Origin of the sequence: Campylobacter felis, assembly GCF_030250085.1 — a bacterium.
Taxonomy (GTDB): Bacteria; Campylobacterota; Campylobacteria; order Campylobacterales; family Campylobacteraceae; genus Campylobacter_D; species Campylobacter_D upsaliensis.
In genome coordinates this window covers 19623-34955 of sequence record NZ_JANURX010000016.1, presented here as the reverse complement: position 1 = coordinate 34955, position 15333 = coordinate 19623, and the positions used below count along the sequence as shown (strand labels likewise).

The window sequence follows — 15333 nt, the reverse complement described above, 5'->3', positions numbered from 1 at the left end:
CGATATCGCGTCCGTCATTTTTCACCAAAGAAAGACGACCGTAATTTTCTTCCATATTTTTAGCGATACCAGCCCCAGCACCGATAGCCCCTGTGATTTTAATCCCACGACCATCTGCTGAAGTAAGCACTAGCTTACCCTCTTCATCTAGGGCTGCTTGAACGCCTGTGGTGTCTTTAACGGCATTGATAGATGCAAGAAGGGCGCCGTTTTTATCCCCATTTTCGTATGCCACTTTGCCGATAGTTACGCCGTTAATAGCGAAATTTTCATTTGTTGTGCCTTTCATAATAGTTCTTGCACCTACTGTTTGGACATTGAAACTAGCACGAACACCTGTTCTATCAGCTACTCTGTTAATCTCTTCAGCCAAAGCACCAAGTCCAGTTCCAACGGAAGTAGAGATTTTAATCGCTTGGAATTTAAAATCGTCAATACCATTATAATTTTTAATGGTCATTTGAGCCGTGCCACTCTTTATGATTTGCTGACCTGTTTCAAATCTTGTAAGACCGATTTTAGAGCTTTGAGTCGCACCGATAGTTGCTTTTATAGTTTGATTAGACTGTGAGCCTATTTGAAACTCTTGATTGATGAAACCACCACTTAAAAGCTGCTTTCCGTTAAAGGAAGTTGTATTAGCGATGTTGTCAAGCTCTTCCATAAGCCTGTTGATGTCAGCTTGAAGCATAGTTCTTGTTTTAAGACTTTGACCATCTTGAGCTGCTTGAGTTGCCTTAGTTTTGATAGTGTCTAAGATTTTAAGCTGCTCGTCCATAGCCTTATCAGCTGTTTGTAAGATACCAAGTGCATCGTTACCATTATTAATAGCTTGCCCTAAAGTGGCTGCTTGAGAACGCAAAGAATCCGCTATCGCCATCCCTGAAGCATCATCTGCTGCTGAGTTAATTCTAAGACCAGAACTTAGTCTCGCCAAAGAAGCATCTAGGCTCTTGCTATTAAGGTCGGAGTTAGCTTTAGCGTTAAGTGCCGCAACATTTGTGTTAATACGAAATCCCATTTTAAATCCTTTTAAATGAATTCAAGCTCTAATCCTTGAGCTTGTTATCCACTATATCGTTTAGTTTAAAAAAAAGTTTATAGCTTTTTAGAAAAAATTTGAAAGAAATGAAAAAATGGGGGCGTGAGTGTGTTGGGTGTGTGTTGGCGGCGGCGTGGTTGGGGGGGGGGGGGTTAATTTAAGCTAGTCAAGGTAAAAAAAGCTTACAATTTGCCCAATAATCTTGTCTTCTAAGGAAAGCTGACAGCGAGGTTTATCGCTTAGATACGCCGTCCTTGCTAAAAGGCTTGTTTGTTGCGTGGCATTTTGGCTTTGAATTTGGATATTAACTTGCAGGGTGTAAAAATTCTCCACTAGCCATTCTCCTTTGCTTTCAAGGGGGTCAAGATTAAAGAAAAAATCGGCTGAAGTGCTGACTCTTTGGGCGTAGGAGTGTTTTTTAAAGTCGATGTAGTTGAGTAAAATTTCATAGGTTGGATTTTCTTTTACCTCTTTCAAACCTAAATTTTGAAGGCTTTGTGAGAGTTTAAAAGCAAGTTCGCTTTGTGTGGAGGAGGCGTTATGAAAGATGATTTTAAAGCTTTCATTTTTCTTAGCCTTGATGAAAACGCCCTCGTTGTTTAAAGTGAGGGTAGTTTGCATTAAGCCTTGTGATGTGCAAGAAGCAAAAAACAAGGCTATAAAAAGGCTTAAAAAAGCTTTCATTGTATAATGGTCGGTGTAGCGACAAGCCCTAAGGAGCGATATTTTCTATAAAGTTCAAAAATGGCTTTAGTTTCGGCTTCGCTTATTTTAGGGTAGCTTTTAAGCTCTGGGTCAAAATACTTTCTTAAAATGGCAAGTTTTTCGGCGTCTGTTTTAGCGTTTTTGCTTTCTTTATAAATCAAAGCGGATTTTTCAAAAGCACTTTTTCCGTGTGCGACTGGGGTTAGGATAAGGTTGATTTGCTTGGTTTTAAGCTCTTCTTCTATACTTTTAAGCTGCTCTATGCAGTAAGGACATTCAGGGTCAGAAAAAACATAAATGCTAGGCTTGTTTTTATCTCCAAGTGTGATTTTCATCGTTTCTTTTTGCACTTCTTTCTTGGCATTTTTGGCAAAATTCTCACGCGCTTCTTCGAATTTTTTAATTTCAAATTCTTGGCGGTAAGAGGTTTTAGCCTTAAGGTCGATGATGTCAGGGACGATTAAATTATCCTTTGTGAAAAGCACCTCCTCTTGCTTTGCGCCTTGCACCTCTATGCTTAACACTACGCTTTCAAAGCCCGTATCGGCAACTTTCTCTCTTTTGACTATGCTAAGTTTTGCGTCTGGAAATTGTGCTTTAACACTGCTAGAGTAAAAGTCTAAAATTTCTTTATCACTCGCGGCAAAAAGGCTTAAACAAGCACTTGCTAATAATATAATTTTTTTCATTTGTATCCTTTCGTTTTTGACATTATAAGATTAAAATTTTAACCTATCGAAAGCTTTTTTCAATTTGGTAAGAAAATTTTTTAAAGCAAAACGATAAAATAAATTTTTAGCATATTTGTTAGGATTTGAGATGATTTTTTTAAGTTTTCTAAGCTCTCTATGCTTAAAAATTTCAAGTTTTAAATTTTCATCTTTAAATTCTTTTGCAAAACGCTCTAAAAATTCTTTTTTAAATTTTTCATCGATTCGGTTTAAATTCCAACAGTAAGATCTAAATTTCTTATAGAGGAGAATTTCTTTAAATTCCATTAAATTTCGGCTCCTTAAAAACTCCTCCATAAAATCATATTCGTCACATAAACAATAAACTTTTTCTTTGGAATTGCAACTTGAGCCCATATTATCTTGCCTATAATAATAATAAGCTTTTTTATGGAAATAAATCCTACTTGCACTAATAATAGTGATAAACCAAAAGCCAAGATCCTGATAAGAAGCCCCGGCGGATTCATGAAATTTTAGCTCCGATTTTTGTAAAAAATCGGAGCTAAACAGCCCCGGCTGATTCATATTCCAAGAATTTTTTAAGATTTCTTGTTTAGTCAAAGCAGTGTTTTTACAAACAGCCCCGGCTGATTCAAAATGCAAATCCTTGTGATAAAATCCCTCATCGTAAGCTATATTCTTATACTCAAATTCCCTTTCTTCCCTATCGTAAAAATCATAAATATCACTTTTTAAAATATCAACATTTTTATTTTTAGCTAAAGCGTAAAGCTCCTTATACATATCAAGGTCTATATAATCATCACTCTCCACTATCCCTATATACTCGCCACTTGCCGCCGCAATACCTAAATTCATTTGATAGCCATAGCTTTTTTTATCACTGATGATGAGCTTTATCCGCTCGTCCTTAGCTTGATATTTTTTGATAAGCTCAAGTGTGCCGTCCGTAGAATTTGCATCAACACAGATGATTTCTATCTCTTTTAAGCTTTGATTGATGACGCTTTTAATGCATTCATCATAATAATTAATTGAATTTAAAGAGGGGATAATAACAGAAACTTTCACGCTCATTTTAATCCTTATAATTCACTTTCACAAAATTTCAAAGCGGATTTTACCACATCCTGCATATCATAGTAACGATATTCCCCAAGCCTCCCGCAAAAATGCACATTTTTCTCCGCTTTTGCTAGAGCTAAATAGCTCTCATACAAAGCGGTATTTTTCGCATCATTGATAGGGTAGTAAGGCTCTATATCCTTACTCCAGCTCAAAGGATACTCCCTGCTTATCAGCGTTTTTTCTTGTGTGCCAAATTCAAAATGCTTATGCTCGATGATTCTAGTATATGGCGTCTTGAAATCTGTATAATTCACAACCGCCACGCCCTGATAATTAGGCATATCTAAAAGCTCGTGTTCAAATTTCAAACTCCTATACTCCAAAGCCCCAAGCTTATAGCCAAAATAAGAATCAATCGTTCCTGTGAAAATAATCTTTTTAGCTTTTTTGCTAAATTCTTCTCTACGCTCTATAAAATCAACATTTAGCAAGACTTCACACTTATCCAAAAGTTTTTCAAAAATCTTTGTATAGCCCCCCTTAGGAATGCCCTGGTAGGGGTCGTTAAAATAATTATTATCATACACAAAACGCACAGGAATGCGTCTAATGATAGATTTTGGTAAATCTTTACAAGCCTTACCCCACTGCTTTTGCGTGTAGCCTTTAATAAATTTTTCATACACATCAACACCCACTAAAGAAATGGCTTGCTCCTCCAAATTCTTAGGCTCACCCTTAATGCTTGCTTTTTGCTTTTCTATAATCTCTCTTGCTTCGCTTGGAGTGCTAATGCCCCATAATTTCGAAAAAGTGTTCATATTAAAAGGGAGATTATAAATTTCACCCTTATAATTTGCTATGGGAGCATTAATAAAATGATTAAATTCGCAAAATTGCTGCATATAATCCCAAATGCGTTTTTCATCAGTGCGGAAAATGTGTGCACCGTAATAATGCACATTAATCCCCTCTACCTCTTTAGTGTAGCAGTTCCCACCTGTATGCTCTCTTCTTTCAAGCACAAGGCATTTTTTACCTCTCTTACTTGCCTCATAAGCAAAAATACTTCCAAAAAGCCCCGCTCCAACTATCAAATAATCATACATTAAAGTCCTTGAGAATCCTAAAAATTTATCGAAAAAATCTTACCTAAAATTTTGTTTTTTTGAAATCAAAAAATTCCACAAAAAAACTCATAATTTTACCAATTTTGTGTGAATAATGTTTGATTTTAAAAAGCGTTTTTCGTCTTTTTTTATAATTCTTTCATCAAGGTCTAGGAATTCTAGGTAGGCTATGGCGTATTTTCTTGAAAAATTAAATTTATTTTTCATCGTTTGCACATCTAAGCTTGTATTTTTAAGTAAATTTAAAAGCTCTTCTTTAAAGTTTAAAAGCGTGGCTTTATCGATAAAAAGATTATGCGCTAAACGCACGACTAAGCCTTCTTTTGTGAGTTTTTTAAGCAGGACATCGCCGCTTTTTCTATCAAGCTCTAAGCTCTCATAAAGATTATAGGGCGCTTGCACTTGTAAGGCTTGGGCTTTGATTTTCTCATATAAGGCGTTTGAATTTTTTTCTTGTAGCTTTTCAAATTCTACGCCTTTTTTGAAAAATATCCCATTTTTAAATTCCAAAATAGGCATATTTTCTAAAGCAAAAGCACAAATTCCCTCACTCGCCCACGCATTTCTTAGAGCTAGGGAGTGTGCTGAAAGCATAGCGTAGGGGTTTTTTGCTAGAATTTTGTGGATTGAGTTTTGAAGTAAATCAACACAACTTAAATCATAAATGTTAAGGTTTTTCTCATCGACAAAAACCTCTTTTAAATTTTTAGCTATTTCAAGGGCTTGGCTGTGATTAAGTTTAAACCTTTGATAGCTAGAAAGCAGTCCAAAGCCTTTTTTATGAGCGTTTTTAAGCAGATCGAAGGCTCTTAAAAAATCCTTATTTAAAAGCAGGTCTAAAAGCTTTAGTTTAAGCTCTTTATTTAGCGGTTCGCTCACAGGATTTAGCACGACTCCACCGCCTTTTACACGCCCATTTTCAAGCAAGATAAATCTCTCATCAAAGCATAAATACATAGGCTTTTTAAAGCGAATTTCCGCATAATACTCTCCTACTTTTAGCTCTTTTAAGATATGAATTTTTACTTCAAGTTGTTTTGTGCCGACACAAAAGACATAGTTTTGATTAGCTAAATTTGGAGCTTTCACATAAGCTTCGATTTGTAAAAAGGGCTTGAAAAAACCTTTTTTACTAAGCAAAAAGCCTTTTTGTAAGTTTTTATAATCGCAGTTTAAACTGAGTGCAACTCTGGCGGGTGCTTTGATTGCGTTTAAATTTGAGTCGTGGTTTTGGATATTTTTGACAATGAGTTCTTTTTGTGTGTCAAGGCAGATGATTTTTTCTTTTAAAGCAATTTCACCTTCATTTAAAGAGCCTGTAACTATGGTGCCTACACCTTTTAAAGAAAAAACCCTATCGATATAAAAGCGAAAAATGGCTTCTTTACTTTCTTTTTCTTGGAGGGAAAAAAGATAGTTTTTAAGGCTTTCTATGCCTAAATTTGAACGCACAGAAGTGTGAAAAATTTTGAGTGGCTTAAGAGAAAGTTGGGCGGTGATTTCTTTTGTTTTAGCGTCTATATCCTCGCATAAATCGCACTTATTTAATACCAAAATGAGGTCTTTAACCCCTAAAAGTTCCAAAACGCTAAGATGTTCCAAGCTTTGTGCCTTTAAGCCCTCGTTAATATCCACGACAAATAAACAAGCATTTAACGCAAAAGCTCCGCTTATCATCGTTTTAAGTAAGTCTTTATGCCCGGGCGTGTCGATGAAGGAGAGTTTTTTATCCTCCGTTTCTAAGCTTGAAAAGCTAAGGCTTAGGGTGATTTGCCTTTCTTGCTCTTCTTTGAGTGTATCGCCCTCAAAGCCGTTAAGTGCTTTGATAAGTGAGGTTTTTCCGTGGTCTATGTGTCCTGCTGTGCCGATGATTAGCATAAATTCTCCATTTTATTGATGAGTTTTACTAGCCTTTCTAGCTCGTTTTCTTGTATGCTTCTAAAATCAAGCACTAGATTTTTATCCTCTATCCTTGCGATAATGCCTTGTTTTCTAAAATTTTCTTGCATTTTAAGGGCGTTTCCGTTAAAGCTTAGAACAAAACTTTCAAGCGTTTTATCAGGCAGTGAGCCACCACCCACTAGGCTTTTACTTGGTTTTAAAAGGCTTTTAAATTTCAGCTCTTTTTGCACCCTTAAAGCTTTCGTCTTAATATGCGTTAAATCATCATTTAAAAGCCTTAAAGTAGGGATTTTATCATAATCTTTTTGTAAATACGCCTTTAAGCTTTCATTTAAAAAAATAAGGCTAAGTTTATCAATACGAAGCATTCTTAAAAGCTGATTTTTTCTTAATTTTTCAATGAGTCTTTTTTTACCAAGTATAATACCAGCTTGTGCCGAGCCAAAAAGCTTATCACCGCTAAAGCTTAAAAGGTCGCATTGTTTTACAAGTTTTTTGATTTCAGGCTCATCAATGCTTAAGTTTTTAGGAAGCTTTTCACACCACCCAGAGCCTAAGTCGTAATAGCTAATGAGTCTTTTTTTCTTCGCTAAAATCCCCAAATCCTTAATGCTTACTTCCTCACAAAAGCCCTTAAGCGTGAAATTTGATTTATGCGTTTTTAAGATGAGCTTTGTTTCTTTTGTGATAGCGTTTTCGTAGTCCCTTAAGTGCGTTTTATTACTCGTGCCTAGCTCTTTTAAACGCACTCCAGCGGCTTTAATGACTTCAGGGATTCTAAAATTTCCTCCGATTTCGACAAGTTCCCCCCTTGAGCTTAACACTTCTTTACCAAAAGCTAAGGAATTTAGCACTAAGAAAACAGCGGCGGCGTTATTATTGACGATTAAGGCATCTTCGCACTCAAAAAGAATTTGAAGCTTTTCAAGCATGGCGTCATAGCGTGAGCCTCTTTTTCCGCTTTTAAGATTAAATTCCAAATTTGTATAAGAGCAAAGGTTTTTTTGACAGCTTTTAAAAAGCTTTTCATTAAAAATACTCCTACCTAAATTTGTGTGGATTACCACGCCTGTGGCGTTAATGAGAGGGTTAAAGTCTTTATATTCATACTCCTTAAGCCTATCTAAAATTCTCAAAATAAGGGCATTTTTATCTAAAAATTCCTTATTTTTCTTACACTCACTCACGACTTTTTTAGTAAAATATGCCTTAATGGTGTGGGGAAAAGTCCTTAAACGCTCATCATCAAGTAGGGTTTGAATTTGGGGGAATTTTTGAAAATCGTTCATCTTAAGCCTTAAGAAAATATTAGCCTATTTTAACATATAATTTTAAAAAGGAAAGAATATGCTTAATTTTACTTATATTAAAAACGAATTTACCCAGCCTTTTGATGATAAAATCACCCTTTTAGAAAAGCCTTTAAATGAGGAGGTTTTAATCACAAATGAGCCTAGTCAAAAGGCTGAAATTTACGCTCCTGAAATTAATTTTTACTTGAGAAATTCGCAAGATAGCATTTTAGAAAAAAGTAAGCTTGTTTTAAAGCTTTATGAGATGAGGCTAAGTGCCTATGAAAACGGACTTGACTTTGAAAATACTAAAGAAATAACAAATCGTATTTTAATCATCGCAGATGAAGATAAAGCGAGGGAGAGCGTTTTAAAAGAAGCGGGATTTAAGGTCATAAGCCTTGATGAAAGCGAAGTTTTAAGCGTGTTTGGGAGTGTGGGGGAGCTTTGTGCAGTGCTTAAAAATGGGGGCGAGGAAGTGGAGCTTGACTTTGACATTTTGCTGTATGAAAAAGAGAGACAGGATTTTAAAAGGCAAAGCGGCTGTTATAATTTAGCAAATTTCAAAGATGAGAAAGAGCTTTTAAATTTTTTGCAAAGCAAAAGCCCAAATTATAGTTTCAAAACTTTCATTACTTATAATTCTAGCGTATGTCAATATCACAAAAGACGCAGTGAGCATTGTGCTAAGTGTGCGGAAATTTGTCCTACAACAGCGATTTTAAAGGACGATGAAGAGAGGATTTTACAATTTTCGCAAATTGACTGCCTTGGCTGTGGGGGTTGCGTGAGTGTGTGTCCTAGCGGGTCGCTTGATTACGCGCCGATGAATAGGGATAGTTTTTTTAAAATGCTTGATTTTGTAGAGGGGAGTAAAATTTGCATTATCCCTAAAAAAATGCCTTTAGAGCATTTAAATTTAAAGCTTGGAGAGGGTGTTTTGCCCTTTATGATAGAGGGAGAAAAATGGCTTTCAAATTTGCATTTTTTAAGCTTACTTCAATCAAGTGGGGCTAATCTTGTTTTTTATACGGATTTTGTTTCGCGTGGAAGTGCTGAGGCGATAGGGCTTTTAAATGCGGTTTTTGAACGCAAATTTGGTAAAAAAGCCGTGTTCGTGGCAAGTGATGAAAAAGAGCTTGAAAATGCTTTGACAAAGCTTGAATTTATCGAGGGTTTAAACTTTTCTTTTCATAATAATACCCTAACAAATAGGGAAAATTTTGCCGTGCGTTTAAGGCATTTAATCGCTGATGAGGATTTAGGCGTGGTGGAGAGTGGAGAATGGCTTCGCTATGGGGATTTAAGGTTAAATGTCGATACTTGCACACTTTGCCTTGCTTGCGTGGGTGCTTGTAATGTCGGTGCTTTAGTGGCAGATAGCAAGGAAAACGCACTGAAATTTAACCCTAGCCTTTGCACGACTTGTGGGTATTGTGAGGTAAGCTGTGCGGAAAAAGATACTTTAAAGCTTGAGCGAAGTGGGCTAAGGCTTGAAAAGAGTTATTTTGACTTTCGCACTTTGGCTAAAGATGAGCTTTTTGCTTGTGTGGAGTGCGGGAAGGAATTTGCCACTAAAAAAGCGGTGGAAAAAATCGCCTCTTTGATGAGAGATAAATTTGCAAATGATGAAGCCAAGCTTAAAAGCCTATATTGCTGTGCGGACTGCAAGGCTAAGGTGATGTTAGGGGCTATGATGAGGGGTTAGATATGATACAAGGGTCTATCTTAAACTGCAACATTTTCGCACTTTCTCTGCCACCATCGCCTCCTTTTCTTTGCATAGTAACCTTGCCAATCTTAAGGCTTCCTTGCGGAGAAAACATAACTTCACCACCATAAAAATTTATCACTTCATTGATAGGCTTTAGCACCCATTCTATTTTGTTCTCTAATCTCAAAATAACCAGAAACCATTCACTTGCAAACTGCCCCCTGCCTTTTAGAATATCGTTTAAAATTAGAATTTTTTTAAAAACATATTAAAGAACTTTTTTGCTAGATATATTATACACGCTCCACAAGGCTTATTTTATAATCTAGCTCTTTATTAAAAAGGGCTTTAGATTCTATATCTTTTAGCTCTTCTAAACTTTTTGCTAAAAGCCTTTTTTTGTGTTCTTTTTCACTTATATTATCCCACAAAACTCCATAACCCACAAGGTAAGTAGCAAGTAAGATTCTATAATTTTCTAAGGCTTCTTGCTTAGATTTAAAACTAAAAGATTTTATAAGTTTTGGCATCATATATTCGTGCATACAGCCTAAATATTCTATTTGTATTTTATACATTAAAACTTCCTTGATAGCTTGTTTGCGTGATTTGCCTACTTTGCTTGGCAAAATTAAAGCATTTTATGGGATTAAAAAATACATTTTCTCTAGGTTTTTCTTTAAGGTTGCTTACAATATAAAGGCAATATTTATCCTGCAAACTTTGTGCAACATTATACTCCTTTTCTGTTAGCATAAAATTCCCACTTATCTCACTTAACCCTTTCACTTCAACGCAGTAAAAATCTTTTTCATTTTGCATTTTAAAATCAAATCCACAGCCAAAATCCCTACTATCAAACAAAGAAAAATCTTTAAAATATTGCATAAAATTAGCTCTAAAATACTGCTCTGCGGCTTTACCTGTCGCTACTCTTTTGATAAAGCCTATTTCTATTTTAGAGTCTAAAAATTCATTCACTTGCAATTTTTCTTCATAATTTTCAATCAAAAAGCTAGACACCAGATTTTTAAAAGATTCAAATCCCATATCTTTATACTGCTCAAAAATTTCTTTTGTATAAGTTCTAAGCTCTCTTTGATACCAACCTTTTCTAGTATTATTAAAATAGGGGTCAAACTCATCTCTATAATTTTTAATATTACTAGGCTTTCCTTGCAAAGAAAGTCCCAAAATATTAAAAGCCTCTATAAAGCTAGAAAAGCCTAAAGATTTATAAGCCAAATCATCAAATTTAGACAAAAATAAACCGCAAATTACAAGTTTATCTCTGTTTTTAATGTGAATTTTGGGCATAGTTTAGCCTTTTATTAAAATCAAGGCTATTTAAAAGCTTATGAAAAACTTGATAGCCACAAGATTCTAAAAGTTTTAGAATCTCTTTTAGTGTTTGTCCTTTGTTGTGATTTAGCAAACCTTTAACATTTTCTAAAATAAAAAAGCTAGGTTTTTTCGCCTTTAAAATTTCAGCCAAATAAAAAATAATCTGCCCTTTTTCTTTATTTTCTAGTCCCTCTCTTTTGCCAACAATGCTAAAACTTTGACAAGGAAAACCAGAGATAAGCAAGTCAAAATCGGGCAAAGATTGCGGATTGATTTGTGTTAAATCACCAAGTTCTAGCTCATTTGAAGTATCAAAAAAAGTTTTATAGGTTTTAATGGCTGCCCTATCAATTTCGCTAAAGCCCAAGCATTTAAAACCGCACAGCTCCAAGCCCAAACGCCCACCGCCAATACCACTACAAAAATCTATAAAAGTCATAAAAAGCCTTAAATGCAAATTTCATAATTTTGTCATTTTAGCTAAATTTTATTAATTGAAATTTTCTAAAATACTTCAAAAATTCTAAGGAAAATTATGGTTGAGGTTAAAAATCTTACAATGCGTTTTGCGAATCAGCTTTTATTTGAAAATGTGAATTTAAAACTTACGAGAGGGCAGAGATATGGACTTATCGGAGCAAACGGGGCGGGTAAATCGACCTTTTTAAAAATCCTCTCAAAAGAGCTTGAAGCAAGTAGTGGGGAGGTTTGCTTTGATGAGGGCTTAAGGGTAGCGGTTTTAGGGCAGGACCAATTCGCCTTTGAAAATTACACGATAAAAGATGCGGTAATGTGTGCAAATAAAAGGCTTTATGAGGCTTTGAAGGAAAAAGAAAAGCTTTATTTAAGCGAGGAATTTACGGACGAAATAAATGAGCGCTTGGGTGAGCTTGAGATGATAACAGCCGAAGAAGACCCCAACTACGACTGCGAAACGAGGTGTGAGAAAATTTTAAGCTCTTTAAAAATCAAGGATTTTAATGCTTTAATGAGTAGCCTACAAAGTGCGGATAAATTTAAGGTTTTATTAGCACAGGTGCTGTTTTTGGGCGCGGATGTGCTGTTTTTGGACGAGCCGACAAATAACCTTGACTTAGAGGCGATTTCTTGGCTTGAAAATGAGCTTTTACGCCACGAAGGGACCCTTGTAGTCATTAGCCACGATAGGCATTTTTTAAATAAAATTTGCACGCGAATTTTAGATGTAGATTTTAAACAAATTCGCGATTTTGCGGGCAATTATGATGAGTGGTATATGGCTTCTACGCTTTTGGCTAGGCAAGCTGAGCTTAAGCGCGATAAGACTTTAAAAGAGCGTGAGGAGCTAGAAAATTTCATACGCCGATTTTCCGCGAACGCTTCTAAGGCAAAACAAGCCACAAGTAGGGCGAAGGCTTTGGAAAAATTAGAGCTAGAGGAGATTAAAATCTCCAGCAGACGCGATCCTAGCATAGTCTTTCGTCCTATGCGTGAAATTGGCAACGAAGTGCTAGAATTTAAGGGCATTAGCAAGGCTTATGATAAGGCTTTATTTTCAAATTTAGAGCTTAAAATCGAAAAGGGGGATAAAATCGCCCTTATCGGTGCAAACGGCGTGGGTAAAAGCACTTTGGCTAAAATCATCGCTGGAGCGTTAAAGGCTGATAGTGGCTTAGTGCATTTGGGTGCGACCATAGAGCTTGGCTATTTTCCGCAGGATGTGAGTAGTCTCATTTGTGGAGATGTGAAACTTTACGAATGGCTGATGGGGGAAAAATTTAAAGACCTTGATGAAATTCGCAAGTGTTTAGGTAGAATGCTCTTTAGCGGCGCAGATCAGGAGAAAAACGCGGGGAATTTAAGCGGGGGAGAAAAGCATCGCCTGATGCTCTCTCGCCTGATGCTTGAGCGGGGGAATTTTTTGCTTTTGGATGAGCCGGATAATCATTTGGATTTAGAAAGCATCATTGCCCTGGGCGAGGCTTTGCACAATTTTAAGGGCGTAGCACTTTGCATCACGCACGATAGGGAGCTTGTGAGTGCCTTTGCTAATCGCATTTGGCATTTGGATGGGGGAGAGTTGCGTGATTTTCGCGGAACTTATGAAGAATTTTTAGGAGAGTAAAATGTACACTTACAGGATCAAATACGCAGCAGGTTTTGGGCACAACACGCAAAATCACAAGGGCTTTGGACCGACCATTTACATCGAGGAAGTGGTGCTTTACCAAACGCACAAGGACTATTTTGACTACATCGATTTTTACGAGGCGCATTCTAAGAGCGATGATACCTATTTTCACATCTCCTTCATGGAGGAGCGACCCTTGAGCCAAAAGGAAATCAAAATCCGTAGTGAGTATCGAAAGCTACGCGATGAGCGCTGTCAGAGGGCGAAGGAGGAATTTATCAAAAACAACGAAATCGAGCCTGAGCATTTGCCAACGCACGGGGATTGAGTTTTATGATAAGAGTTTGAAGTCTTGGGGCTTAAAAGCCTTCGAAAAGCTTTCAAATTCCACTTTCTCTTTTTGACTTAATTTAAGCTTAAAGATGATGTGGGTTTCCTTAAATTCCCTTTGAAAAGAGATCTGATTTTTCTTTAAAAAATGCTCCATTTTGGAAGAATTCTTAAAATCAAGACTAAATTCAAGCTCCTCTTTTAACTCAAAAGGTTCTAAAATCGCCTCTTTTACCACTAAATTTACCGCCTCACCGTAAGCTCTTACAAGCCCTCCTGTGCCAAGTTTAATGCCCCCAAAATACCGCACTACAATCACACTCACATTTACAAGCTCCTTGCCCCTTAAAACATTTAAGCAAGGAAGCGCGGAAGTGTTTTTAGGCTCTCCATCATCACTTTTATCCTCTACGATTTGATGATTTTCATTTAAAAAGCGATATGCCCACACAAAATGCACGGCTTTACTATGCTCTTTTTTTAAAGTGTTAAGCAAATTTTTAAAATCATTAAAGGGGCTAAGATGTGCTATGAAGAGCGATTTTTTAATCTCATAGCGTGCTGTGTAAAGTGAAGATATGGTTTGCAAAAAAAGCCTTTTTTGCGTTATTGTAGCGTAAATTAAACAAAGTGTGTTAGAATTGAGCTTTTTATCAAAGAGCCTTTTATGAAAAATGTTTCCATTATCGTGCCGTTTTTTAATGTCGAAAAATATTTTAAAGAGTGCTTAGAAAGCCTTGTTAGTCAAGATTATGAAAATATACAACTCATCTTAATTGACGATGAAAGTGATGATAAAAGCTTAAATATAGCTAAAGAATTCGCACAAAAAGATAGTCGCATTTGTATTTTAAGCCAGAAAAATAGCGGTCAAGCAGTGGCTAGGAATTTGGGACTTGATTTTTTACAGAGTCAATTAAAGCTTGATTTTGAAAGTAATGAAAGTGCTTTGTGTGCGTTTGTTGGGGAGGGTTTTAGGGCGTGGCAAAATGCGAAATTTGAGTTTAAAAATACAGATTATTTACTCTTTGTCGATAGCGATGATGTAGTTGAAAAAAGCTTTGTGAGTGAGTGCTTAAAAGCCATTAAAGACGCTGATGTGTTGTGGTTTGATTATGGTTTTTTATGTGAAATTCCTTTTAAAAAAACCCCTAAAAGTCAAATGGAGCTTTTTGATTTGAGTGAGGGCATCATTACTGCTAAAAAATGGCTTGAAGTAGCGAAAACTAAGCCCTTGTTTTGGCTGACTTGGCAGGGTATGATAGACTTTAAATTCTTGCAAAAAATTAAACTTCGTTTTGTTAATGGAGCGATTTATGAGGATAATTGCTTTGGGGTGTTACTTTTTTCGATGGCTGAGAAAATCGCCATTTGCAAGAAAAAGCTTTATCATTACAGAATTCGCGCAAATTCTACGATGAACCCTGAAAAAAGGGAGCTTTCAACGCATTCTTATCTTTATGAGCTTTATTTGGCTGTGGGGGAGGATTTTGAGGCGTTAAAGGCGCATCAGTGGGCTAAAAGTTGGGTTTTGAGTGTGCTTTATATGAGTGAGTTTGAGGGCTTTGAGGGGGAATTTAGGGAGCATTTTGTGCCTATTTTTTTGGATAGAGCGGCGGCTTGCTTGTTTTTGGAAAAAGACCCCTTAAATTTAAGGCAAAAACTTGAGACTTTGAGAGGGGAATTTGAGCGTTATGTTTTAAGTGGGGCGGAGTGTGTGAGGCACGAAAAGGCTTATAAGCTTGGTTTTATTTTCTTGCAAAATTATAAGAGTTTTGGGGGACTTAAAAGGCTTTTTAAAGAGCTTAAAAAAGGCGTTTTAGAGTGTGAAAGGGCGTGGGAAAAATTTGAGGAAAATAAGGCTAAATTTCATTTTTTGCATTTTGATGAGGATAAAAATAATATAGAAATTTTGAAAATTAAAAGACATTATTCATATAAAGTGGGTAAAATTGTGAGTTTTTTTGAAAAATTTTTAAATTGAAAGTTTGTTTAATAATG

General features: G+C 36.1%; 14 protein-coding genes and 2 pseudogenes. 4 read left to right on the top strand and 12 right to left on the bottom strand.

Features of this window, described 5'->3' with window-relative positions:
* The 7 genes from NYG92_RS07980 to selA all read right to left on the bottom strand — a co-directional run.
* On the bottom strand, window positions 1-1021 hold a 1021-nt coding region (locus NYG92_RS07980; RefSeq protein ID WP_289234063.1), incomplete at its 3' end, for a flagellin N-terminal helical domain-containing protein.
* Window positions 1022-1204: 183 nt separating this feature from the next.
* Window positions 1205-1726: a cupredoxin domain-containing protein gene (locus NYG92_RS07975; protein ID WP_416346832.1), complete on the bottom strand. Its 522-nt coding sequence runs from the start codon at window positions 1724-1726 to the stop codon at window positions 1205-1207.
* Window positions 1723-2436 (bottom strand): bifunctional thiol oxidoreductase, encoded by a 714-nt coding sequence (locus tag NYG92_RS07970; RefSeq protein WP_289234062.1) that lies wholly within the window; start codon window positions 2434-2436, stop codon window positions 1723-1725. Before NYG92_RS07970 ends, NYG92_RS07975 begins: the two co-directional genes overlap by 4 nt.
* Window positions 2437-2466: 30 nt before the next feature.
* Window positions 2467-3519, bottom strand: a complete 1053-nt coding sequence (locus tag NYG92_RS07965) for a glycosyltransferase family 2 protein (protein ID WP_289234061.1) — start codon at window positions 3517-3519, stop codon at window positions 2467-2469.
* An 8-nt stretch (window positions 3520-3527) separates the two neighbouring features.
* A complete protein-coding gene (gene glf, locus NYG92_RS07960) occupies window positions 3528-4619 on the bottom strand; it encodes a UDP-galactopyranose mutase (RefSeq protein ID WP_289234060.1) in 1092 nt (363 codons plus the stop codon).
* Window positions 4620-4706: 87 nt separating this feature from the next.
* Complete coding sequence (gene selB / locus NYG92_RS07955) at window positions 4707-6518, bottom strand: selenocysteine-specific translation elongation factor (protein ID WP_289234059.1); 1812 nt, start codon at window positions 6516-6518, stop codon at window positions 4707-4709.
* Window positions 6512-7831 carry an L-seryl-tRNA(Sec) selenium transferase gene (gene selA / locus NYG92_RS07950; RefSeq protein ID WP_289234058.1) on the bottom strand — a complete coding sequence of 440 codons (1320 nt, stop codon included), beginning with the start codon at window positions 7829-7831 and terminating at the stop codon, window positions 6512-6514. The genes selB and selA overlap by 7 nt, the downstream gene beginning before the upstream one ends.
* Window positions 7832-7889: 58 nt before the next feature.
* Here selA and NYG92_RS07945 point away from each other — a divergent pair, with 58 nt between their 5' ends.
* Window positions 7890-9542 carry a 4Fe-4S dicluster domain-containing protein gene (locus tag NYG92_RS07945; RefSeq protein WP_289234057.1) on the top strand — a complete coding sequence of 551 codons (1653 nt, stop codon included), beginning with the start codon at window positions 7890-7892 and terminating at the stop codon, window positions 9540-9542.
* On the opposite strand, the pseudogene NYG92_RS07940 reads toward NYG92_RS07945, so the two are convergent.
* The 4 genes and pseudogenes from NYG92_RS07940 to dcm all read right to left on the bottom strand — a co-directional run.
* Window positions 9526-9804, bottom strand: a pseudogene (locus NYG92_RS07940) (PDDEXK family nuclease); the annotation flags it as partial. The gene NYG92_RS07945 and the pseudogene NYG92_RS07940 overlap by 17 nt on opposite strands.
* Before the next feature lie 37 nt (window positions 9805-9841).
* Entirely contained in the window at window positions 9842-10126 is a 285-nt protein-coding gene (locus NYG92_RS07935; RefSeq protein WP_270961226.1) for a hypothetical protein, read from the bottom strand.
* Window positions 10119-10865 carry a protein NO VEIN domain-containing protein gene (locus NYG92_RS07930; protein ID WP_270977829.1) on the bottom strand — a complete coding sequence of 249 codons (747 nt, stop codon included), beginning with the start codon at window positions 10863-10865 and terminating at the stop codon, window positions 10119-10121. The genes NYG92_RS07935 and NYG92_RS07930 overlap by 8 nt, the downstream gene beginning before the upstream one ends.
* A 16-nt stretch (window positions 10866-10881) precedes the next feature.
* Window positions 10882-11331 (bottom strand): annotated as a pseudogene (gene dcm / locus NYG92_RS07925) (DNA (cytosine-5-)-methyltransferase); the annotation flags it as partial.
* Window positions 11332-11427: 96 nt separating this feature from the next.
* Here dcm and NYG92_RS07920 point away from each other — a divergent pair.
* Window positions 11428-12996 (top strand): ABC-F family ATP-binding cassette domain-containing protein, encoded by a 1569-nt coding sequence (locus tag NYG92_RS07920; RefSeq protein WP_289234056.1) that lies wholly within the window; start codon window positions 11428-11430, stop codon window positions 12994-12996.
* A gap of 1 nt (window position 12997) precedes the next feature.
* Complete coding sequence (locus NYG92_RS07915) at window positions 12998-13330, top strand: hypothetical protein (RefSeq protein WP_289234055.1); 333 nt, start codon at window positions 12998-13000, stop codon at window positions 13328-13330.
* A gap of 3 nt (window positions 13331-13333) precedes the next feature.
* On the opposite strand, the gene NYG92_RS07910 is transcribed toward NYG92_RS07915, so the two are convergent.
* Window positions 13334-13921 (bottom strand): IMPACT family protein, encoded by a 588-nt coding sequence (locus NYG92_RS07910; RefSeq protein ID WP_289234054.1) that lies wholly within the window; start codon window positions 13919-13921, stop codon window positions 13334-13336.
* A 78-nt stretch (window positions 13922-13999) separates the two neighbouring features.
* On the opposite strand from NYG92_RS07910, the gene NYG92_RS07905 reads away from it, so the two are divergent.
* On the top strand, window positions 14000-15316 hold the full coding sequence (locus NYG92_RS07905; protein ID WP_289234053.1) for a glycosyltransferase family 2 protein: 1317 nt from the start codon (window positions 14000-14002) through the stop codon (window positions 15314-15316).
* The last annotated feature ends 17 nt before the right edge of the window (window positions 15317-15333 follow it).